At 40.2% G+C, this 22,423-nt stretch carries 26 protein-coding genes; 9 read left to right on the forward strand and 17 right to left on the reverse strand.

Annotated features, from left to right (window positions below; translation table 11 throughout):
- Nucleotides 1-159: 159 nt before the first annotated feature.
- Nucleotides 160-960, reverse strand: coding sequence for an enoyl-CoA hydratase-related protein (locus EXE30_RS02860; RefSeq protein WP_130161111.1), 801 nt, complete (start codon nucleotides 958-960; stop codon nucleotides 160-162).
- Between the two features lie 108 nt (nucleotides 961-1,068).
- Here EXE30_RS02860 and EXE30_RS02865 point away from each other — a divergent pair, with 108 nt between their 5' ends.
- A complete protein-coding gene (locus EXE30_RS02865) occupies nucleotides 1,069-1,644 on the forward strand; it encodes a nicotinate-nicotinamide nucleotide adenylyltransferase (protein WP_165382363.1) in 576 nt (191 codons plus the stop codon).
- Between the two features lie 12 nt (nucleotides 1,645-1,656).
- Here the strand turns inward: EXE30_RS02865 and EXE30_RS02870 are convergent, their stop codons facing one another.
- Nucleotides 1,657-2,577, reverse strand: coding sequence for a LysR family transcriptional regulator (locus tag EXE30_RS02870; RefSeq protein ID WP_130161113.1), 921 nt, complete (start codon nucleotides 2,575-2,577; stop codon nucleotides 1,657-1,659).
- Nucleotides 2,578-2,703: 126 nt separating this feature from the next.
- Here EXE30_RS02870 and EXE30_RS02875 point away from each other — a divergent pair, with 126 nt between their 5' ends.
- Nucleotides 2,704-2,907: a 2-hydroxymuconate tautomerase family protein gene (locus EXE30_RS02875; protein ID WP_034595116.1), complete on the forward strand. Its 204-nt coding sequence runs from the start codon at nucleotides 2,704-2,706 to the stop codon at nucleotides 2,905-2,907.
- 13 nt (nucleotides 2,908-2,920) lie between these two features.
- Nucleotides 2,921-3,316: a nuclear transport factor 2 family protein gene (locus EXE30_RS02880; RefSeq protein WP_130161114.1), complete on the forward strand. Its 396-nt coding sequence runs from the start codon at nucleotides 2,921-2,923 to the stop codon at nucleotides 3,314-3,316.
- A gap of 9 nt (nucleotides 3,317-3,325) precedes the next feature.
- Here the strand turns inward: EXE30_RS02880 and EXE30_RS02885 are convergent, their stop codons facing one another.
- The 8 genes from EXE30_RS02885 to dapD form a co-directional block, all read right to left on the reverse strand.
- Nucleotides 3,326-3,688, reverse strand: a complete 363-nt coding sequence (locus tag EXE30_RS02885) for a glyoxalase superfamily protein (protein ID WP_130161115.1) — start codon at nucleotides 3,686-3,688, stop codon at nucleotides 3,326-3,328.
- Nucleotides 3,689-3,699: 11 nt separating this feature from the next.
- On the reverse strand, nucleotides 3,700-4,269 hold the full coding sequence (locus tag EXE30_RS02890; protein ID WP_130161116.1) for a CAP domain-containing protein: 570 nt from the start codon (nucleotides 4,267-4,269) through the stop codon (nucleotides 3,700-3,702).
- 123 nt (nucleotides 4,270-4,392) lie between these two features.
- Entirely contained in the window at nucleotides 4,393-4,857 is a 465-nt protein-coding gene (locus tag EXE30_RS02895; protein WP_130161117.1) for a peroxiredoxin, read from the reverse strand.
- Between the two features lie 18 nt (nucleotides 4,858-4,875).
- Nucleotides 4,876-5,562, reverse strand: coding sequence for a Dph6-related ATP pyrophosphatase (locus tag EXE30_RS02900; RefSeq protein WP_130161316.1), 687 nt, complete (start codon nucleotides 5,560-5,562; stop codon nucleotides 4,876-4,878).
- A gap of 93 nt (nucleotides 5,563-5,655) precedes the next feature.
- Nucleotides 5,656-6,072 carry a hypothetical protein gene (locus tag EXE30_RS02905; RefSeq protein ID WP_130161118.1) on the reverse strand — a complete coding sequence of 139 codons (417 nt, stop codon included), beginning with the start codon at nucleotides 6,070-6,072 and terminating at the stop codon, nucleotides 5,656-5,658.
- 22 nt (nucleotides 6,073-6,094) lie between these two features.
- On the reverse strand, nucleotides 6,095-6,772 hold the full coding sequence (gene queC, locus EXE30_RS02910) for a 7-cyano-7-deazaguanine synthase QueC (RefSeq protein ID WP_213072737.1): 678 nt from the start codon (nucleotides 6,770-6,772) through the stop codon (nucleotides 6,095-6,097).
- Between the two features lie 84 nt (nucleotides 6,773-6,856).
- The gene (gene queE / locus EXE30_RS02915; protein ID WP_130161120.1) at nucleotides 6,857-7,567 is read right to left on the reverse strand and encodes a 7-carboxy-7-deazaguanine synthase QueE; all 711 of its coding nucleotides are present in this window, start codon (nucleotides 7,565-7,567) and stop codon (nucleotides 6,857-6,859) included.
- Between the two features lie 96 nt (nucleotides 7,568-7,663).
- Nucleotides 7,664-8,485 (reverse strand): 2,3,4,5-tetrahydropyridine-2,6-dicarboxylate N-succinyltransferase, encoded by an 822-nt coding sequence (gene dapD / locus EXE30_RS02920; protein ID WP_130161121.1) that lies wholly within the window; start codon nucleotides 8,483-8,485, stop codon nucleotides 7,664-7,666.
- 289 nt (nucleotides 8,486-8,774) lie between these two features.
- Here dapD and carO point away from each other — a divergent pair, with 289 nt between their 5' ends.
- The gene (gene carO / locus EXE30_RS02925) at nucleotides 8,775-9,530 is read left to right on the forward strand and encodes an ornithine uptake porin CarO (RefSeq protein WP_130161122.1); all 756 of its coding nucleotides are present in this window, start codon (nucleotides 8,775-8,777) and stop codon (nucleotides 9,528-9,530) included.
- Nucleotides 9,531-9,615: 85 nt separating this feature from the next.
- Here the strand turns inward: carO and EXE30_RS02930 are convergent, their stop codons facing one another.
- The 6 genes from EXE30_RS02930 to EXE30_RS02955 form a co-directional block, all read right to left on the reverse strand.
- On the reverse strand, nucleotides 9,616-10,539 hold the full coding sequence (locus EXE30_RS02930) for a CysB family HTH-type transcriptional regulator (RefSeq protein WP_130161123.1): 924 nt from the start codon (nucleotides 10,537-10,539) through the stop codon (nucleotides 9,616-9,618).
- A 79-nt stretch (nucleotides 10,540-10,618) separates the two neighbouring features.
- Nucleotides 10,619-11,689, reverse strand: coding sequence for a sulfate/molybdate ABC transporter ATP-binding protein (locus tag EXE30_RS02935; protein WP_130161124.1), 1,071 nt, complete (start codon nucleotides 11,687-11,689; stop codon nucleotides 10,619-10,621).
- Between the two features lie 11 nt (nucleotides 11,690-11,700).
- Nucleotides 11,701-12,579 carry a sulfate ABC transporter permease subunit CysW gene (gene cysW, locus EXE30_RS02940; protein ID WP_130161125.1) on the reverse strand — a complete coding sequence of 293 codons (879 nt, stop codon included), beginning with the start codon at nucleotides 12,577-12,579 and terminating at the stop codon, nucleotides 11,701-11,703.
- Nucleotides 12,576-13,409 carry a sulfate ABC transporter permease subunit CysT gene (gene cysT, locus EXE30_RS02945; RefSeq protein ID WP_004668871.1) on the reverse strand — a complete coding sequence of 278 codons (834 nt, stop codon included), beginning with the start codon at nucleotides 13,407-13,409 and terminating at the stop codon, nucleotides 12,576-12,578. The genes cysW and cysT overlap by 4 nt, the downstream gene beginning before the upstream one ends.
- Before the next feature lie 76 nt (nucleotides 13,410-13,485).
- Nucleotides 13,486-14,088: an RBBP9/YdeN family alpha/beta hydrolase gene (locus EXE30_RS02950; protein WP_130161126.1), complete on the reverse strand. Its 603-nt coding sequence runs from the start codon at nucleotides 14,086-14,088 to the stop codon at nucleotides 13,486-13,488.
- Between the two features lie 35 nt (nucleotides 14,089-14,123).
- On the reverse strand, nucleotides 14,124-15,125 hold the full coding sequence (locus EXE30_RS02955) for a sulfate ABC transporter substrate-binding protein (protein WP_005195849.1): 1,002 nt from the start codon (nucleotides 15,123-15,125) through the stop codon (nucleotides 14,124-14,126).
- A gap of 493 nt (nucleotides 15,126-15,618) precedes the next feature.
- Between EXE30_RS02955 and pabC the strand changes: the two genes are divergently transcribed.
- The 3 genes from pabC to tmk are packed head-to-tail and all read left to right on the forward strand — an operon-like array spanning nucleotide 15,619 to nucleotide 18,110.
- Entirely contained in the window at nucleotides 15,619-16,431 is an 813-nt protein-coding gene (gene pabC / locus EXE30_RS02965) for an aminodeoxychorismate lyase (protein WP_130161127.1), read from the forward strand.
- 2 nt (nucleotides 16,432-16,433) lie between these two features.
- Complete coding sequence (gene mltG / locus EXE30_RS02970; protein ID WP_130161128.1) at nucleotides 16,434-17,510, forward strand: endolytic transglycosylase MltG; 1,077 nt, start codon at nucleotides 16,434-16,436, stop codon at nucleotides 17,508-17,510.
- Nucleotides 17,511-18,110, forward strand: a complete 600-nt coding sequence (gene tmk / locus EXE30_RS02975; RefSeq protein WP_130161129.1) for a dTMP kinase — start codon at nucleotides 17,511-17,513, stop codon at nucleotides 18,108-18,110.
- Nucleotides 18,111-18,343: 233 nt separating this feature from the next.
- On the opposite strand, the gene nadB is transcribed toward tmk, so the two are convergent.
- Entirely contained in the window at nucleotides 18,344-19,981 is a 1,638-nt protein-coding gene (nadB, locus tag EXE30_RS02985) for an L-aspartate oxidase (protein WP_171457319.1), read from the reverse strand.
- A gap of 349 nt (nucleotides 19,982-20,330) precedes the next feature.
- On the opposite strand from nadB, the gene EXE30_RS02990 reads away from it, so the two are divergent.
- A complete protein-coding gene (locus tag EXE30_RS02990) occupies nucleotides 20,331-21,707 on the forward strand; it encodes a Do family serine endopeptidase (protein ID WP_130161132.1) in 1,377 nt (458 codons plus the stop codon).
- A 119-nt stretch (nucleotides 21,708-21,826) separates the two neighbouring features.
- Nucleotides 21,827-22,291, forward strand: a complete 465-nt coding sequence (locus tag EXE30_RS02995) for an acyl-CoA thioesterase (RefSeq protein WP_130161133.1) — start codon at nucleotides 21,827-21,829, stop codon at nucleotides 22,289-22,291.
- Nucleotides 22,292-22,423 lie beyond the last annotated feature (132 nt).

A 22,423-nucleotide genomic window follows, 5' to 3' on the forward strand; every position in this document is an offset into this window, starting at 1 on the left:
GAAGCTAATTTCCACTTCATGTCCTAGACAATCATGGTTTAGCTTCTTAATTTAAACTTTAACAGATGCTCAAAAAGATATCGAGGTGAAAATCTTACAATTTTCCCTGATGATACATTTTATAAACATCTGTTTAGGTCAGTTTTTACATCATCTAACTTAGTTAAACTGAGAAAAATCAGGTTTACGCTTTTGCATAAAGGCTTGTACCGCTTCCATCATTTCAGGGGAGCGTACGCGCTGCATAAAGATTTCAGCTTCTTCATCAATACAACTAATGATTTCAGCGAGGTCTTTTTTCATCAGGGCCTTACTTTGTTTGATTGAAGCCAATGGTAGAGCAGCTAAATGTTGAGCTGTTTGTTGAGCTGTTGCATACACATCTTCAACTACGTCATTCACAAGGTTTGCTTTTAGAGCAGTAGCTGCATCAAACTTCTTCGCTGTAAATAATAGCTCAGCAGCTTTTTGATAGCCTGTTTGCTTAACCAATAAACGACTTGCTGCACCTTCAGGTGACAAACCTAGACTCACAAATGGGATTTGGAATAACGCAGTATTATCTGAATATACGAGATCAGCATGAAGTAAAATCGTAACGCCAATACCAATTGCTACACCTTTTACAGCGATAATTAGTGGTTTAGAAAAACGAGCAGCTGCTTTTAATAATACAAACGGTGGTTGATCGCCAGCTTTTCCTTCATAAGGCTTTTGCATAAAGCCCATAAAGTCTTTCATATCATTACCCGCAGTAAAATCTTGTTCCGCACCACGGAAAATCACCACACGAACATTTTTATCGGTATCTGCTTCATCAAATGCTTGTGCAATCCAAAGATAAAGCTCACCATAAAGCGCATTTTTAGCTTCTGCGCGGTTGATGGCTAAGGTGAGTACGCCATCTTCTAAATTTGCTTGCAAATGTGGATGTGGTTGTTGAATACAGCTAAGTGTCATCGTACTATCCTTGCTTTAATCCAGATTGATTTTTAAAGTGGTCTCATTATGTCGCATATTTATTTTTATAGTGCAACTGATGAGTTCACAAAAAGTGAAATTAAGCCTATGTACACATTTGACTATCTCGTTTTTATTGGACGCTTCCAGCCGTTTCATTTGGCGCATATGTTGACCATCGAAATTGCGTTGCAACAGAGTCGTAATGTTGTTCTAGCACTTGGTTCGGCTCAAGCAGAGCGAAATATTAAAAATCCTTTTCTCGCCAGTGAAAGGGAGGCCATGATATTGTCAAATTTTGGAGATGAAGATAAACAACGCATCCATTTTGTACATGTGATTGATGTATATAATGACGAAAAATGGGTTAAACAAGTTAAGAGTTTGGTGAATCAAGTGGTTCAATCAAATTCAAAAGTCGGTTTAATCGGTCATTTTAAAGATGAATCCTCTTATTATTTACAATTATTTCCAGAATGGACCATGGTTGAGTTAGAGAGTCTAAAAGCGTCGTTGTCAGCAACACCGATGCGCGAAGCTTACTATCGCGGCGAAATCAAAACTCAAGCTTTTCCAAAAGGCAGTATTCAATTTTTAGAAAAATTCCAAAAGACTCCAATCTATACCGCATTGCAGCAGAAATTTTTGGCAGGTGATCACAGTAATTTAGATCTTATAGAATGAGTCCATTAAAAATTATGCAATATCTGCTTTTAAATGCGTGACTAAAAAATCAATAAACGCACGGATATGTGCCGATGCATATTTTTGTGACGGATAGAGTAAGGAAAATGGCCGTGTTGTTCCTGAAAATGGCTGCAAAACTTCTATTAAGTGCCCATTTTCGATATCTTGTTCAACGATAAAACGATAAGTCTGTAGCAGGCCTGCACTTTGTTTTGCAAGCGTAACCGTACCTAAAATATCATCTAAACATCGTAATTTTCCTCTAGTTCGATACTCAATGATTTCATTTTCGACTTTAAATAGCCAAGGCACATTTTTGCCCGTACTGGGCAATATAAATTGTATGCATTCGTGCTGATCAAGTTCTTGGAGACTGTGTGGGGGTGTTTTTGATTCGAGATACTCGGGTGAAGCCACTACAACTAATGCGGCAAGCTCTAATGTCCGAGCAATCAAGTTTGAGTCTTTGGGATGACGCCCACGAATCGCTAAATCAAAGCCTTCACCAATAAAGTCGATATTTGTATTGGTCAATTGAATATCAATTTGAATCTCAGGATAACGCTGCATAAACAAAGGTAATAACGGCAATATTCTATAGTGTCCATATGGCGTAGGCACACTCATACGAATTTTTCCACTGAGTTGCTGGTGTTGATTTTTTAATATTTGTTCTGCATCAATGATCTGATTTAAAGCGTTTCTGCATTGTTGAAAATAAAGCTCACCATTATCTGTTAGTCGAACTTGGCGCGTGCTACGGATAAAGAGTTGCGTATTTAAGCGTTGTTCAAGTCGAGCGATAGATCGGCTAACAGCAGCAGGCGTCAAGCCAGCCACCGTTGCTGCTTGACTAAAGCTTTTTCGTTCGGCCACTAAACAAAATAACTCTACGCTACTCAACATGATTCTTTTGAGTTGTTGTGTCATTTATTACACCATGTAAGAAATGATTTTATTTGTATGCTATTTAATCACACTGATGTAAAGAATACGATAAGCATCAGTTGATGAATTTATTCCTCAACCGAACAAGTTTTTGATGAGGAAATAATGATGCCCTATATTTTGATACAGGTTACAGACGAAGGCGTGACGGTGGCGCAGAAACAGCAATTAATTCGTGGTGCGACTGATTTAGTGGTCGATGTGCTCAACAAAGACCCAGCAACAACCTTTGTGGTGATCGATGAAGTCGCGACAGAAAATTGGGGAGTAGCTGGTGAGTCTGTTCAGCAGATGAGACAGCGTATTAGATAGGTGAGAGCAAAAAATGACTAAACAAAGTGAACAATACCACGCTGATATAGCAGCAATACGATTGCAGTTGCAACAGTATTTTGATGGATTATATACCAGTGATGTAAGCTTACTCAGACAGGTCTTTCATCGAGATGCGGTGTATATTTGTGTGACGGATCAGCCCTTACTTAAATTGACGATGGCGGAGTATTTCCCACTTGTAGAGCAGCGAACTTCACCTGCTTCAAAAAAACAACTAAGGCAGGACAAAATCATTTCGATTAACGTCATCAGTGAAAAAACCGCAATCGTCCAAGTTGAATGTGTGATTGAACCGAAATATTTTTATGATGCCTTAACTTTTATCTATGACAAAGGCATGTGGAAAATAATCAGCAAAGTGTTTCACTATCGGGTAATGGAATAGATTACGGCTCTAAGCATCTTCCCAAAAAATCAGACGATTAGAAAATGGGTCTGTGATGCTCAGTTCAAGTGTTTCCCAGTCTGTTTTTTCAATTTGTGGTTTGGCAAACTTATAGTCTTTTACATTTAGTTCTGAATGCAGCAAACTTATATTTTCCCAGTAAATACGGATAGCACTGTGTGGACTTGCATCACCAAAATGTTCAGATAAGTGAATAATGCAATCACCTTTAGAAATCTGTAAATAAATAGGGAAGTTATCTCCGAAAGTGTGCTGCCAATCGATGTTAAAACCCAGATAATCCATATAAAAAGATTGGGCCACATCTATATCAAAAATACGAAGAATAGGGGTAATTGAGCCAGTTTGCATGATTATTCCTTTTAACGAACACCAAATTGTTGAGTCCAGTAATTTCTGTTTTGCGATGATTGGTTCGGAATGCAAGCGACTGCATAATCCGTAAATTTGGGGTTCATGATATTGCTACAGTGCACTGGGCTGGTTAGCCATTTTTGGGTGACGTCATTCAAATTCTGATGACCACGCGCTACATTTTCGCCGCCACCACGCCCTTTGAACTGATAACGTTTTAAACGAGCTTTTAGATCGAGTCCAGTGCTGCTGACATGCCCTAAAAAATTATGCTCGGTCATATCTTTGCTGTGAGCAAATGCGCTTTGGTATAACTGATTATTCCATGTGAGAGCTGCAGCAGCTGGGAAGTGTTGTTGACCACATTGACGGGGGTGTTTGCGAATTTCATTGATCGCATTCAGCATTGCCTGTTGGTAAGCTGGATTTGATAAATCTTGACAACTGATTTCTGTGGTTGTTTTTTGAATTTGTGTGACGGATGCTGCTGTTGTTTGAGGAATAATGGATGAACTGGCACTACACGCGGTGAGCAGAATTAAAACAGGTGCCTGAATAAATGATTTTAGATGATTCATTGGTTGTCAGCCCTTACTATAATTATTGTCATGTTTTGATCATAAGCTAAGCGCACTACATTGAACAATTCTCTTCAAAAAATAAAGTGAGTCTGAGACTCACTTTACGATGGTCATATTTGATTATTGAGCGGCTTGGAGTGCTTGTAAGTCTTCAAGCACTTGTTCTGCATGTCCTGCGGCTTTGACTTTTCGATAGCTTTTTACCAATTGTTGCTTATGGAAAATAAACGTCGAGCGCTCGATGCCCATGACTTGTTTGCCATACATGTTCTTTTCTTTAATCACATCGAAGTGTTTACACAGTACTTCTTCTTTATCACTAATCAAATCAATGGTTAGTGCTTGTTTCTCTGTAAAATTCTGATGGGCTTTTACAGAGTCACGTGATACTCCGATAACTTGACAATTCAATGCATCAAATTGGTCTTTTAAGCAAGAGAAACCCACGGCTTGAGTGGTACAGCCCGGTGTTGAATCTTTGGGATAGAAATATAAAACTAACCACTCATTTGCAAGTTCGGTTAAATTGATTTCACCTTGTGTTGTTGGAAAGGTTTGATTCGGTAATAAGATATTTTCAGACATTAGGGATCCTTTATTAAGTTAGATTTGGTTTAATTCAAGTGGTAAAAAAGCATATTCCTCATGATAAACAATATCGCCCTGACGTACAGGAATAGCTTTGTTAAAAATTGGTCCATCAATGACCGTGGTGTGGAACTCACCACCTTCACCGCACGGGTCGATACCACGAGTCTCTAGTGCTTGGATATATTCTAAAGTTAAGATTTGACCTAAATCCTCAACTCGCATACCGAGTTTAAGATTGACCGTCACGATGACGCTGCGAAAGCCTAGTTTAATAAACTCTTCAACCACTTCTTTATGTGGACGCAACCATAAGGGCATACCCAGTTTAAGACCAACTTGTTGCGTGACACGATCATGCCAACAACCATGTTGAGGCATATCCAAATCACCTGTGACCAAGACCTCAGCACCTTGTTGCTTGGCTTGGTTGAGTAGTTCTATGAATTTGCTTTCATAGTCACTCCAACTCGAAGAGGCCATAAATACAGGTAAACCAATTGCATTCGCTTGTGCTTGAATAATGTCTAGTGGCATGGCATGTGAACGAGAACGTTGACCGTGTTCTTCAAGCATCACAATCAGCCCTGTTACAGTGCCTGTTTGCATGGCATGGTACAACGCAAGTGAGCTATCTTTGCCACCACTAAATGAGACAATGCATTGACTGTTATGGGTATTGGTTTTCCACTGATCCTGCATAGTATCGTTCAACTTATTTAAAGATAAGCAGATTTTAACAGACATATAAAAAAGCCTGCATAAAAATGCAGGCTTCCTTCGAGCAACAAGGGCTTATTTTTTCGGCGCTTGTTGTTGAGCAGATTTCATTGCTTCTTGAGTAAGTTTTTCCAACTTGCTTACAAGTGGAGCACCTAAACAGTTTTGTAAATCTTTATTTTGCTGCTGTACAAAAGCTAAAGAACTTGGGCTTTTCTTGGCATTGATTGCACTTTGAATTTCCCATTTTTGTGCTTCAGTCACTTTACCTTGAGCATCGATCTGACAGCCACAAAACTTGCTGACTTCAGCTGCTGTCAGTTTGCCACCTTTCGCAGTTTGATCTTTACATACGTTGACCAATCCTGCTTTAACATTGGTACTTTTATATGCAGCTTCGAGTGGGTTCGTATTTGCATGTGTCGCTGTCGCAACTAAAGCAGCAGCAGACATCATGGTAGAAAGAATAAGATTTGATTTTAAAAACTTCATATATATGTACCTAATTATTACCCTATATCGTCTGTTCAGTATAACGCGTAGGATCCGCAATACCTGCCTCGATAAAACCTTGATGACGTAAACGGCAACTGTCGCATTTGCCACACGCACGTCCTTGAGCATCTGCTTGATAGCAGGATACCGTTTGACTGTAGTCTACGCCATGTTCGATCCCTAAGCGTATAATATTCGCTTTGGATAAATGTAACAAAGGTGTTTCAATTTTAAGGGGTTTTCCTTCAACGCCAGCTTTTGTTGCGAGACGAGCAAGGTTGGCAAAAGCGTCAATAAATTCTGGGCGACAATCAGGATATCCTGAATAATCAACAGCATTGACACCAATCACAATGGCTTCAGCGTCAAAAACCTCTGCTGCTGCGAGGGCATAAGACAAGAAAATGGTGTTACGTGCTGGAACATAAGTTACAGGAATACCTTCTTGTAATTGTTCTGGTATATCAATGTTGTGATCTGTAAGTGCAGACCCACCAAGATTACCTAAATCAATATTAATCACACGATGTTCTACACCAGCATTTTGCGCAAGTGTTTTAGCTGCATCAAGTTCTGTGGTAGAGCGTTGCCCATACATAAAACTTATGGCAACACATTCATAGCGAGCTTGTGCCCAAGCAAGACACGTTGTTGAGTCTAAGCCGCCAGATAATAATACGATGGCACGTGAACGCATATTATTTTCCATGATTCAACCTAAAGATAAATTTATGACACTTCCCATTTCTCAAGGGGAGAGAAGTATGACTAGAAACAGATTTTAACGACCAGATTCATCATTCCATAACAGTTTATGTAACTGTAGTTGGAAACGAACGGGGAGATGGTCATCTAAAATCCATTGCGCTAAATCACGCGCAAAAGTGGGTAAAACAGCAGCACCTTTTTCAACTGCGAAAGCAGGAGAGAACCATACCGTACTTACTTTCGTTTGTAGCTGGAACTGTTCAAGTTGTTGCTTTGACCATTCATAATCAGCGCGATTACAGATCACAAATTTGATCTGATCATGCTGGGTTAAGTAGTCAAAATTGCTGAATAAATTACGATGATCTTCTTTAGAAGTTGGTGTTTTTAAATCGAGCACCTTTGAAACACGAGGATCGACTTTAGCGACATCTAAAGCACCACTGGTTTCTAGGGAGACTTGAAAACCCAGATCGCAAAGGCGTTGTAATAAAATAAGACAATTCGGTTGTGCAAGTGGTTCACCACCAGTAACACAAATATAAGGTGTTTTGAATTGGCTAGCCGTTTCGATGATATGTTCAAGGGATAAACGCTCACCACCTTCAAAAGAGTAAGTGGTATCACAATAGCTGCATCGTAATGGACAGCCTGTTAAGCGAATAAAAACAGTGGGTAGACCAAAGGTATTTGCTTCGCCTTGCAAAGAATAAAAAATCTCGGTAATGCGTAAACCAGCCGCAGGGTCAGAGACAGGAATTGCAGAAGAACGTAAGGAAGCCATATAATCAGAACCACACCATATAAAAGAACAAAATCTCTACGACCATGACTGATCGTAGAGACGCAAGACGACTAAAGTTGCGTAATAAGAATTAAATTAGTCAGCGCGTAATAAGTCGTTTAGACTTGTTTTAGCACGAGTTTTCGCATCTACTTTTTTCACGATGATCGCAGCGTAAAGGCTGTATGTACCGCACTTAGATGGAAGGCTACCCGCAACCACAACAGAACCTGCTGGTACGCGACCATAATGAACTTCACTCGTTTCACGATCAAAGATTTTTGTCGATTGACCAATGAAAACACCCATTGAAATAACTGAGCCTTCTTCAACAATGACGCCTTCAACGATTTCAGAACGCGCACCGATAAAGCAGTTGTCTTCAATGATTGTTGGATTTGCTTGTAATGGTTCTAAAACACCACCGATGCCTACACCACCTGACAAGTGAACATTTTTACCGATTTGAGCACATGAACCTACAGTTGCCCAAGTATCTACCATGGTACCTTCATCTACATAAGCACCAATGTTGACATAAGAAGGCATTAACACGACGTTTTTCGCTTGGAAGCTACCACGACGTGCAACAGCAGGTGGTACAACACGAACACCAGCAGCTTTAAACTGTTCTTCAGTCCAGCCTGAGTATTTAGTTGCGACTTTGTCATAAAAACGAAGATCACACGCTTCGATTGGCGTATTGTCATTCAGCTTAAATGAAAGTAAAACTGCTTTTTTTAACCATTGGTGGACAACCCACTCACCATCGATCTTTTCAGCAACACGAAGTGTACCGTTGTCTAAACCAGTCAATGCTTCTTCAACAGCTTGACGGATTTCGGTAGGGCAATCCGCTGCACTATAGTTGGCACGGTCTTCAAATGCTTGCTCAATGATTGTAGAAAGCTGAGACATGATCTTCCTTCTTCCAAAAAAAATTTTGTTGATTTTACACTAGTTTGAACCAAGAATCTTTGAAAAAAGTTGTTACAATAAATTGAGCGGAAAGTAAGGCGTAATAGTAAGGTTTGAGCAGAGTTGTTTGTTTTCTATTCATAATTTCAAAATACATAACTCCTCAATATTTGTATCAAAACATAACAAAAAGTAATCAGTTTTTGTATAAAAACATAGCGATCAATCCTTTATGATTCAATCACAGAAACAATTATATTTAATAAGAGTATTTTTTAAGGAGACTTCAATGAAAACTTTACGTGTTGTGTTAGCGGCTGGTGTATTAACAGCAATTGCAGGTACTGCTTTTGCAGATGAGCAAATTGTTAAAGAATCAGCTTATGGGTTACCTTCTTACTTAGATCCAGTATCAGTTCGTGCTGAAGTCGGTACTACTGGTTACGGTGGTGCGATTTCTTATCGAGTTAATCCATATGTCGGCGTTACTTTAGGTTATAACGGCGGTGATATTTCTTGGTCTGATGATTTAAAAATCGATGGCACTAAGTATGATATGGATATGGACAATAACAACACCTACCTAAATGCTGAAATTTATCCATGGGGTGCAAGCCAAAACGCGTTTGCTCGTGCACTCTATGTTGCTGCAGGTGTGGCTTATTTAGACAATGAGTATGATTTGAAAAAACGTGTAGGGAACAGCAGTTTGGTAAAAGTTGATGGCGAGCGTTTTACAACTGGTCCAAATCAAAGTGCTAAAATTGATGGCACAATGAAGTATGACAACAATATCTCGCCGTATTTAGGTGTTGGTATAAACGCACCAGTCTATAAGAACATTGGTCTTTTTGGTGAGATGGGTGCTTACTATACTGGTAACCCAACTGTAAATTTAAAAACTTCTGGTGATGACCAAATTCTTGGTCAAAATGGTGACCGTACGCTAGCGCAAGCGGTTAAAGATGAAGAACATAATATTGCGAATAAGAGCAAATATGAGTGGATGCCAGTGGCTAAAGTGGGCGTAAGCTTTAGCTTCTAAACCATTTAAAAAAGAACGGGCTTTATGCCCGTTTTTTTATGCTCTAAATTTTTAAAAGAGAAGATTCAAAGATGAGTTTCTATGATTACTCCTCAGGATAAGCAACCTTTTTTAACGCCTTGATATCTGTTTTAGGCGAGCATAACGAGATAAATTCATAACCATAACCACGCAGTAAATGACCTTTGCGAACTGCGATCCAAGTGGTATTGACACCAAAAATATCGGTTTGAATCTGTTGTAAACGATGGTCACGCTCAGCATCATAAGCCACTGCATTGACGATCCCCACGCCCATATTCATCTCAACATAGGTTTTGATAACATCGGCATCCAGTGCTGACATAACAATATCAGCGTGCAATTGCGAATCTTCAAAGGCTTTATCAATTTTAGAGCGCCCTGTAAAACCGCCATGATAGGTGATCAATGGGTACTCCGCTAAAAGTTCCAAACTAATTTTATCGAGTTTGGCTAGTGGATGGTCTTTGGGGGTAATGATGCTATGGTGCCATTCATAATACGGTACGCTGGCTAAGTTTTCTTCTGTGGTTAATGATTCTGTAGCGATCCCGATATCGGCTTCACCTTGTAGCAGCATTTCTGCAATTTCAACTGGGCTAGCCTGTTGTAAAACCAAATGAACTTTGGGGAATAATTTTTTAAATTGATTGACGATTGGTGGGAGCACATAACGTGCTTGAGTATGTGTAGTGGCTATCGTTAGTGTACCTTCATCGACTTTATTAAAGTCATCGGCCAGACGTTTAATATTGTCTGCATCGACCAACATCCGTTCAACGATATTGAGTAATGATAAACCCGGTTCAGTGAGACCAAGTAAGCGCTTCCCCTTACGCACAAAAAGTTGTACACCTAACTCATCTTCTAAATCTTTAATATGTTTACTGACACCTGATTGGGAGGTATAAAGTGCCGCAGATGCTTCAGTTAAATTAAAGTTTTGGCGAACAGTTTCTCGAATAATTCTGAGCTGTTGAAAGTTCATAAAAGTTTTTCCTTATCTCTAAATTCCCCTCTTTTAAAAGAGGGGGGAGCTGCGGTTACAGCAGCACAAGGGAGATTTTTTAAGCGACTTGCGTCGTTTGATCTGCAAATAAGTGAAATTGAGCTGCACTAATCCAAACAGTTTGATTTGGTCTGAATTGATGCAAATTCGCCTCTTCTACAGTTAATAAAATTTCAATGCTATGTCCACTGCGATCTTGTAATTCAGCCACGACTTTACCAGCAATCCACACTTCACGTAAGAATGTTGCCTCAATTGTATTTGGCTGAGCTTGGGTGTGAATATTTAATTCATTTGGCCGTGCAAATGCAATGACTTTTCCTTGCGGTACTTCCAATGCGGTTGGTAACTGAATACGATCATCACCGATACGGATAATACCGCTGGTATGTTCGCCTTCAAAACGATTTGCTTGACCCAAGAAATCAAAAACAAAGGGGGTTGCAGGTTTCTCATAGACTTCACGTGGTGAGCCGATTTGTTCTACATCACCTTTGTTCATCACGATGATCTGATCAGCAACTTCTAAAGCTTCTTCTTGATCGTGGGTAACAAAGATTGAGGTAATATGAAGTTCGTCATGCAATGCACGTAACCATCGACGTAATTCTTTTCTCACTTTAGCATCTAACGCGCCGAAAGGTTCATCTAGCAATAACACACGTGGCTCAACCGCTAAAGCACGAGCGAGCGCAATTCGTTGCCGTTGACCACCAGACAATTGAGCTGGGTAGCGGTCGGCTAAGAAGCCCAGTTGAACGAGATCAAGTAAGCGAGTGACACGTTTTTTTATTTCTGCTTCAGAAGGGCGAGTTGAGCGGGGACGAACCCTTAAACCAAAGGCAATATTGTCAAATACCGTCATGTGGCGGAACAACGCATAGTGTTGGAATACAAAACCGACTTGACGCTCACGTACATGCGTATTGGTCGCATCTTCACCTTCAAGCAGAACTTGACCGCCGTCAGCAGATTCTAAACCTGCGATGATGCGTAGAAGTGTGGTTTTACCACAACCAGAAGGACCCAAAAGCGCAACCAACTGACCTTCAGGAAAGTCTAGAGATATATTTTTTAGCGCATGGAATGCACCAAAGTGTTTTTCAATATTTTTAACTTGAATACTCATAAGTTCATTCCTTAAGGATTTGCTTGGTGTGCTTGCTCTTGGCGAATTTCCAACCAAGTTTTCAAGATCAAGGTGATGATTGCTAAAAATGCCAATAATGAAGACACCGCAAATGCAGCACTAAAGGTATATTCGTTATAGAGAATCTCAACATGTAAGGGCAATGTATTAGTTTCACCGCGAATGTGTCCTGAAACCACAGACACCGCGCCAAACTCACCCATGGCACGGGCATTACACAGAATCACGCCGTAGATCAAACCCCATTTGATGTTAGGTAGTGTGACCCTCCAAAAGGTTTGCCAACCAGAAGCACCGAGTACAATGGCCGCTTCTTCCTCTTCTGTTCCTTGTGCTTCCATCAACGGAATCAATTCACGTGCAACGAATGGCACTGTAATAAAAATAGTCGCTAGGACAATTGCAGGTACTGCATAGAGAACTTTAATGTCATGATCCATTAACCAGCCACCGATCCAGCCTTGCGAACCAAAAATTAAAACGATCATCAAACCTGCAATCACTGGTGAAACCGAAAAAGGTATATCAATAATCGTGGTTAATATGGCTTTACCACGGAACTGGAATTTCGCCACAGACCATGCTGCTGCAACACCAAACACCACATTTATCGGTACGGCTATCGCTGCTGTGAGTAAAGTCAGCTTTACTGCGGATAATGTGTCTGGATCAATTAAAGCATTGAGGTAGACTTCGATACCTTGCTTAAATGCCTCAACAAAAACCAAAATGAGTGGCAGGATTAAACAGCTCAAGAAGAAAATCAGTGCCACGACAATCAGACTGTAACGCACCCATGTAGGTTCACGGGTTGCATCTCGAGTTTGCAACTTAATTGCTAAGGTATCGCTAGTGTTGTTTAAGCTCATTGTGCAACTCTCCCTGTACGACGGCTAGCCCATGCTTGTACTAAGTTGATCAAGAATAAGATGGCAAAAGAGAGCAGTAGCATGACGACTGCAATGGTGGTCGCACCTGCATAATCATATTCTTCTAAACGAGAAATAATCATCAGCGGTGCGATCTCCGTCTTATAAGGCATATTGCCTGCAATAAAAATCACTGAACCATATTCACCAACTCCACGGGCAAAGGCGAGTGCAAAACCTGTTAGTAGGGCAGGAAATAAAATCGGTAAAATAATTTTGGTAATGGTTTGCCAACGATTTGCACCCAATGCAGAAGCAGCTTCTTCTAGTTCAGTTTCAATATCACTCAGCACTGGCTGGACAGTACGAACAACAAAGGGTAAACCAATGAAAATCAATGCCAGAGTGATACCGATCGGAGTGTACGCAACCTGAATTCCTAATGGTTCAAGATACTGTCCAATCCAACCATTTTTTGAGTAGAGAGACGTAAGGGCGATACCTGCGACAGCAGTGGGTAAAGCAAAGGGTAGATCCACCAGTGCATCTACGATTCTTTTACCGGGAAAGCTGTAGCGAACTAAACACCAAGCTAGCAGTAAACCAAAGATGACATTTACAAAAGCAGCGATCAGCGCAGCACTAAAGCTGAGTTGTAAAGATTTTAGGATTCGTTCAGATGTTAAAATTTCCCATAAACCATCCCATCCAATCCCAAAAGATTTGATAAAGACAGCAGATAAAGGAATAAGCACAATCAAAGACACGTAAGCGAGGGTAAAGCCTAAAGATAGGCCAAACCCAGGCAGCACTCGGGAACGCTGCGACATGATATTTCCTCAAAGAGAAAGGTTTGCTAAATAAGCAAATAAATAATGCTAAATCGAAAAATACAGGGTGTTTGGTTTAGGCAAATTTCACATTAAAATTTGCCTGAGGCATTCGAGCTAGAGGCTGTCTCTTTTTTTCAGACAACAAGTAGTTGAAAATTTCAGGAAATGGACCGTACCCAGATGCGACATTGACATGACCAACAGGACCTAAATTGATCGGGGTGAGCTGCCATGCTTGTGCAAGTTGTAGTGCATCGACATAGTTCAACCAAGGATCATTTTCACTAATCAATAATGTTGTTGGCACGTCTATATTGAGTTGATAGAAATACTGTTTATAGTCTGTCAAGCTATGGCGTGCAAAACCACTTTCACCGAAACGTGCTGGGTTTGCTGGTGCGACAAGAACTAGATTTTTCACCTTTGCTTTAAGTTCAGGATGCTCTGCAAGTGCTGCAACACTGGTGAGGCAACCAAAGCTATGTGCAACGATTTGTATTGGTGATTTGATCTCCGCCACTGTTTTGACAAATTGACTCACCCATTCACTTAATACTGGTCGATCCCAATATTTCTGTTGAATGCGAGAGCTAGACACGAGTTGTTGTTGTAACCAAGACTGCCAATGCTGTACTTCGCTACCACCTACACCAGGAACAATAAGGGTATGAGTCATGTCTGCTCTCCTTCGAATTTCTTTAAAAGCAATTCTTATCGACTATTTGCCTTGACGATCTGATCAAAGATGCCGCCGTTCTCAAAATGCTGTTTCTGTACTTTGCTCCAGCCGCCAAACTCTTTATCAATGGTGACGAGTTTCAGTGGCTTAAATACAGTTTGATATTTCTTCAATACATCGGCATTGCGAGGTCTGTAGAAATGACGAGCAGCAATGTCTTGACCCGCTGGTGAATAGAGATAATTTAAATACCCCCGTGCGATTTGCAGATTGCCATTTTTAGTCGCATTTTTTTCTACAACTGCAACAGGAGGTTCGGCCAAAATCGACAATGAAGGAGTAATAATTTCAAACTTATTCGGTTGTTCACGCACAGCTAAATAAGCTTCATTTTCCCAAGCCAGTAAAACATCGCCAATACCGCGTTCTGCAAATGTTGTGGTTGCGCCACGAGCACCTGAGTCAAGAACTTTGGTTTGTTTATAAATTTGACGGACAAAGTCCTGCGCTTTGGTATCATTGCCGCCCTTTTGGTGTTTTGCCCAAGCCCAAGCAGCTAGATAGTTCCAGCGAGCACCGCCCGATGTTTTTGGATTTGGTGTGATGATTTCTACACCGGGTTTCACTAGATCACCCCAATCTTTAATCTGTTTAGGGTTGTCTTTACGAACGAGAAAGACAATGGTTGAGGTGTAGGGTGTTGAGTTATTTGGCAGTTTCTTTTGCCAATCATTTGGAAGTAGTTTGGCATTTTTAGCAATTTCATCGATATCCGCAGCCAAAGCTAAAGTCACCACATCGGCATTGAGACCATCAATGACCGCACGTGCTTGTTTACCTGAACCACCGTGAGATTGTTTAAAGTTAATGTCTTGACCAGTGCGTTGTTTCCAAAAGCTACCAAATTGTTTATTAAAATCTGTGTATAGCTCACGTGTTGGATCGTAAGAGACATTTAAAAAATCTTGGGCTGCCAAGCTAGATGCTGAAAGTAAAGCGGCTAAAAGACCGACTTTGAGTTGAGATAAACGCATAAAAACCCCTTAAAATTGCATAAGCATTTAGAATATGGATGCAGCATAACGCTGGTTTTTTTGCAAAAAAAATAATTAAAAACGCATTTGATATGAAAAATATAGAAATAGATAAAACAGATAAGCTATGCTGAATTTTTGATAAATAAGAAAATACTAGTTTTCAAAATTTGTTATTTAATTTTTAAAAATCAATATCTTATTTCGAATAAGAACTATGATTGTTATTAATTATTCAAAATAATTTAATGATCATAACGGAGTCATACTGGATTCTTCTCCAATTTTAGGATAAGCCTTCGGCTCGACCTACTTTTGTTTTGGCAAAAGTAGGCAAAACCATTGTCATCTGCAAAACCTGTTCACTTCTTTCATCTTTCTAATTTTATTGCAAAAACATTATAGTGTTGATACCACGCAGGTCGCAGATGACGTTTCCGAGTACCAAATTTAAGGGTATTATTTAAAGAGTAAATCTAGGTTGTACTCAACGATGCAATGTTATAAAAATGGACAGTTGATTGATTCGATCCCTTTACTTGATCGGGCATTTCATTATGGTGATGGTTGCTTTACTACAGCACGAATGTTCCAAAATTATTTTGAACTTAAAGAACAACATTTGGCACGCTTAAGATTGGCTTGTCAGCGCTTAAGTTTAGATGCTGATTTGTCTCAGATTGAGGCTTCACTCGAAAAATTAAAACAACAATATGCAAATTTAAATGGCACTTTAAAAATCGTAATTAGCCGTGGTGAAGGGGACCGTGGCTATAGTTTACCTTTACATGCTGCCGATGTTTATGTGTGGTATTACCCGAGAGCAACACAAGTTTTTCAACCTGAGTGGATTGAAAGTGGCGTGTTAAATCATACGATGGGCTTAAATATGCCGCATCTCGTTGGATTGAAAACCCTCAATCGTTTAGAGCAGGTTCTACTGAAACAAGAGGCTGATCAACGCGGTTGGCTTGAAGCACTGGTCAGTGATGTACAGGGCTATGTTGTTGAAGGGGTGAGCAGTAATTGTTTTATTCGTATAAATGATCGATGGATTACCCCAGAACTTCGTTATAATGGCGTCCACGGTGTGATGCGATCCAAAATCTTATCAAGAATGCAGCAGTACGATGTGGCATGTGAGCAACGTTGTATGGGCATTGATGAAGTTGATCGTATTCAAAACCTATTTTTTTGTAATGCATTGCATCCGATGAAGGCGGTTGTTCGATTCAATGATCGAGCTTTCGAGCAACAACCTTATCTTGATTTATTTGAAACTTTAAAACTTAGCCAGATTGATTAAATATGCCAAAGCCACCGAACCCAAGCAAAAGTAAGAAAAAACCAAAAGCTAAACCGAAATCTAGATTTACGTTTAAAGCATTTCTTGTATTTATCTGTGTTTTTACGATGGTGGTCTTTGGCGTGATATGGGCAAATTTATTTAAGCCTTATCCAATGGAGAGTAAAAAACAATTATTAGTGATTTCATCTGGTGATACCTATTCAAAATTTATTGATCGCTTAGCCCAAGATCAAAAGGTGAGTGTTCCGATTATTTTAAAGGTTTACCAGAAGTTTATGATACATGACAGTATGAAAGCTGGAGTGTATGAGCTTACGCGGGGCATGAGTGTTCGTCAGGTTTTGGAAATGCTGGCCAATGCAGATAATGCGCAAATGAATCGGATCTTGGTTATCGAAGGTACGAATTTTAAGCAGTTGGTGCAGAAGCTAAAAAATGATCCGAATGTCACCAAAACGATTTTAGATTTACCGCAAGATCAATTGTTAAAAGCTTTAGATATTTCTTATTCTCACCCTGAAGGTCTATTTGCACCTGATACTTATTTTTTTGCTAAAGGTGAAACAGACAAGAAAATTTTGACGGATTTATATCGTCGTCAAATGAAAGCATTGGATGAGGCATGGGCAAATAAGGCGGCTAATCTGCCGTATAAAAATAAATACGAAGCGTTGATTATGGCTTCGATTATCGAAAAAGAAACCAGTTTGGATAGTGAGCTTCAACAGGTTTCGGGTGTATTTGTACGACGTCTCAAAATAGGTATGCGTTTACAAACGGACCCAACGGTTATCTATGGTATGGGTGATAACTATAAAGGTAATATCACACGTAATGATTTGCGTACTCCAACGGCATATAACACTTATACGATCAATGGTTTACCACCAACACCGATTGCATTGCCAAGTAAAAAAGCGATTGAAGCAGCGATGCATCCAGATGATGCGGAAAATCTTTATTTTGTTGCAACAGGAACTGGTGGACATAAGTTCACAACCAATTTGCAAGATCATAACCGAGCAGTCCAAGAGTATTTGGTGGTTTTACGTGCCAAGAGGCAGGAGCAAGAGTAAATGTTTATTAGCTTTGAAGGCACAGAAGGTGTAGGCAAAACCACGTTGATTCGTAAGATTCATCAGTATTTTGAGCAGCAAGGCAAAGATGTGGTGTTGACCCGTGAGCCGGGTGGCACGCCTTTGGCTGAACAGATTCGTTCGTTATTACTGGCGGTGAATCATGATGAGCAAATGAGTCATGATACTGAGCTATTATTGATTTACGCGGCACGTGCTCAACATTTACAGCAAGTGATTTTACCTGCATTAGAAGCAGGCAAGATTGTGCTGAGTGATCGTTTTACCGATGCCAGCTTTGCTTATCAATGTTCTGGACGTGGTTTAAGTCAGGAAAAGTTGCAACTGTTGAATCAAACTTTTGTGGCGAAAATGCCGAATATTACCTTCTGGTTGGATGCGCCAATTGAGTTGGGCATGACACGTGCGCGAGAGCGTGGTGCATTGGATCGTTTTGAGCAAGAGAAATTGAGTTTCTTCGCTAAAGTGCGTGCAGGTTATGAGACATTGTGGCAAGCAGAACCTGAACGGATGAAGCGTTTGGATGCAACACAGAATGCAGATGTTGTGTTTGATGAAGCTTTGCAATATTTGAAATAAGAGCCTTGATAATGAGTTTGCCTTGCCTCATAAAAATGCAGGTAAATGAATGCTTTTTGTATTGGTCTTTCCTTACTTTTCAGGGATGAAAAGTAACAAAAATCCTTTGTTGCGCTGACGGTACATCCTTGATACCGCAGCGCAACAGGCGACATCCATGTCGCCTACCACGATAGTAAATAACAACTACAAAATCACTTATAAAGCTTAAGAAAATCAATAGCCTTAAAATATCACTCATTCACCAATGGCTGTTCCACCTTAAAATTTGGTGGCGTCAACACTGTCTTGCGAATTTCATTCGACAGTTCAGGATAATCTAATGTGTAATGCAAACCACGCGATTCCTTACGTTCCATTGCACAACGCACAATCATTTCCGAAACCAAAACCAAATTACGCAATTCGATCAAGTTCTTGCTGACACGATAATCTCGATAGTATTCATTGATTTCACGTTTCAACATTTCAATACGATGTAAAGCACGTTGTAAACGCTTAGTCGTACGAACAATACCGACATAGTTCCACATGGTTGAACGTAGTTCATCCCAGTTTTGCAGGATGACAACATCTTCATCTGCATCGGTAACTTGAGATTCATCCCAAGAGGGTACATCTGGAAATTCAAAGCTTGTGTTGTGTTTGCTCTGAATATCTTCTGCAGCACTCATACCATATACAAAACATTCAAGCAGTGAGTTACTCGCCATACGATTTGCGCCGTGTAAACCAGTATAAGAGGTTTCACCAATCGCATATAACCCATCTAGATCCGTTTGGCTATGTTCATCGACCATCACGCCACCACAGGTATAGTGCGCTGCTGGAACCACAGGAATCATGTCTTTGGTAATATCAATCCCAAGCTCAAGCAAACGTGCATAGAGCGTAGGGAAGTGTTCAGTAATAAATTCAGGTGTTTTATGCGTGATGTCCAACCAAACATGGCGGATACCGAGGCGCTTGATTTCATGGTCGATCGTACGCGCGACAATATCACGTGGTGCAAGTTCTGCACGTTCGTCAAAACGCAACATAAAACGTTCACCATCAGGTAAACGTAAATATGCACCTTCACCACGCATCGCTTCGGTGATCAAGAAGGAGCGAGCTTTTGGGTGATATAAGCAAGTTGGGTGGAATTGGTTAAATTCCATATTGGCAACACGGCAACCTGCACGATAAGCCATTGCAATTCCATCACCTGTTGCGATATCAGGATTTGATGTATACAGATACGCTTTCATCGCACCACCACAAGCTAAAGCTGTGAATGGCGCTAAGAAGGTATGAACTTGTTCGGTATTTTCATTTAAGGCATATAAACCAATCGCGCGATTGGCTTGATCTTGATGACCAAGTTTGTGCAGCGTAATAAGGTCAATCGCAATATAATCTTCAAAAATTGTAATGTTTTCGCGTTCTTGTGCGCGTTCAACCAAGGTCGTTGAAATGGCTTTACCTGTCGCGTCGGCGGAGTGAATAATACGACGTTGAGAATGTCCGCCTTCACGAGTGAGATGAAGTTGCTCATCATCATCTAAAGTGAATTGCACGCCTTGTTTCAGGAGAAAATCAACCGAAGGCTTACCACCTTCAACCGTATGTTTGACCGCATCTAATTCACATAGATGTCCGCCTGCAATCATTGTGTCATTAATATGTTGTTGAATAGAGTCTGTTTCGTCTAAGACCGCAGCAACCCCACCTTGTGCATAGAAAGTGCTAGCTTCTGTTAAAGCTGCTTTTGCTAAAATGGCAATGTTGTAATGACTTGGTAAAGAGAGTGCAAGACTTAAACCTGCACCGCCACTGCCCACAATAATCACATCAAAATGGTGAATTGCTTTTAAATCAGGCATGTCGATCTGCTTCAGTTTTAAACGTTCGCTAATGACAACGCTTTTTCATTAAAAAGGCAAGGGCTAATCTGCCTAGAGTTGAATGAATTTTTAGCAAATGTGATGATATTTAATCTGTGTAGCAGTTCACTATATCTTCGTATCGAGTGATGGGGCTATTGTTGGTGATTCCATACGCTCGAAAATAAAAGCATGAGTGATGTTCGGTATTTTGACTATTTATTCACATTTTCATCAGCGACACCTGTTTATATCTTGAAAAGATAAACATATTTTTACGAAAATATGAGTGGGCATATGCTAAAAACATAATCTAAAAATTTTTTTTGATCATCAGTCTGTAGGTTCTTGCTTCATGAAAAGTCGCTTTTTACAACAAGGAATGTATGCTGCGGTATTTACAGTTGCCGCTGCTCAAGTCAATGCTGCAGCGCCAGTAGATTTTTCAAATCTAGTTGAGCAGGTTAGTCCTGCTGTGGTGAGTGTCAATGTTGTGAAAAAAATGACTCAGGAAGAGTTATTACAACAACAGGTTCCAGAAATTTTACGACGGTTTTTTGGCAATCAAGTGATTATTCCTCAACGCCAAGGCCCGCAAGAAAAAACAGCTTTTGGTAGTGCATTTTTTATCAGTAAAGATGGCTACTTGGTGACAAACCATCATGTGATCTCAAATGCTTCACGTATCAGCATCACTTTGAATGACCGTCGTGAGTTTGACGCAACATTGGTGGGAAGTGATGAAAGGACCGATGTCGCGGTACTTAAAGTGGAAGGGGCGAATTTCCCTGAGTTAAGAGTGGGTGATGTAAACCAGCTCAGAGTCGGTGAGCCTGTTCTGGCCATTGGTTCTCCTTTTGGATTTGATTATTCCGCATCAGCAGGGATCGTCAGTGCAAAATCACGTAATATGAGTGGTGAGACCTCAGTTCCTTTTATTCAAACTGATGCAGCTTTAAATCCGGGTAACTCTGGTGGTCCATTATTTAACCAACGCGGTGAAGTGGTCGGCGTCAACTCTCGAATTTTTAGTGGTACAGGCGGTTATATGGGCTTGTCATTCTCGATTCCGATTGATGTTGCGATGGATGTGGTTCAGCAACTGAAAACAAATGGTAAAGTGACTCGCTCTTATCTGGGCATCATGCTCCAAGATATTGATCGTAATTTGGCTGAGGCATATAAATTACCAAAACCTGAAGGTTCATTGGTTACTCAAGTTTCACCAAAATCTCCAGCAGAAAAAGCGGGTTTAAGATCAGGTGATGTAATCTTAAAAATAAATGGCGCAACTATTTCTCGTACTAGTGATTTACTTTATACACTGAACCGTACTGCACCGAATCAAACGATTCGATTAGATGTTTTACGTGATGATAAAGTTCGTACCGTTTCAGCAACACTAAGTACAGCGCCAGATGACACGCCCGCAGCCGAAGATAAAAATAATCCAACCAATGGATTGGGGATGAGTATCCGAAATCTGACGCCTGCTGAGCAATCTCGCTTAGATATATCTGGCGGTATTTTAGTACAAGAAGTGAAACGTGGTGGTTTAGCTTCATTGTCAAATATTGTTGCTGGCGATGTGATCCTACAAGTCAATGGTATTGCGATCAAGGACAGTCAGGCCTTTGCTAAAACGATTACTGGCTTGCCAAAAGGAAGTGTTGCGCGTGTTGCAATTATTCGTCAAGGACAGCGTGCAATATTGGGTCTACGTCTCCAATAAATATGTCAAATAATCTTATAAAAACCACTCTACATTAGAGTGGTTTTTATTTTGTAATATCGATGGGTTTGGATTACTGTGTGCAACTGCACATGAATTGATAAAGTTATTGCTGAATTATGAGTACGATTTTTGATTTAAAAATACAGGTTCAACCTGAACATATTGATGTGTTGGGTCATGTCAATAACGTGGTCTATGTGCAGTGGATGCAAGATGTTGCGGCTGCGCATATTGAAACATTAGGCTTAGGTTTGGCGCAGTATTTAGAATTTAAACATGCCATGGTTGCAGTCGAACATCATGTGCAATATCGAAAGGCTGCACTTGAAAGTGATGATGTCATTTTAAGAACATGGCTAGATGATATTAATGCGCTGTATTCGTTTCGTCAGTACGCATTTTATCGTCCAAAAGATCAGAGTGTTTTGTTTATTGCGAATACCAAATGGGCCTGTATCGAAATTGCAACAGGTCGTCCAAAGCGTATGTCACCTAGTTTTACTCAGGCGTATCAACCTATCTCAAACAATTTGAATCCGATGGATTTTTCGGTTTCTTATGAACAGATTTCTTCAGTTTAAACCTAAATAAGATGCTTCTATTTGCTCTTAAATAGGCATCATTATTTTGAATACTTTGAAAGGTCGTTCTGTTATAATCCCTAACAATTTTGTTAAACCGCTTTGGCTCATCGCTTTTTTAAAGGATAGAGC

The organism is Acinetobacter halotolerans (genome assembly GCF_004208515.1).
Classification (GTDB): domain Bacteria; phylum Pseudomonadota; class Gammaproteobacteria; order Pseudomonadales; family Moraxellaceae; genus Acinetobacter; species Acinetobacter halotolerans.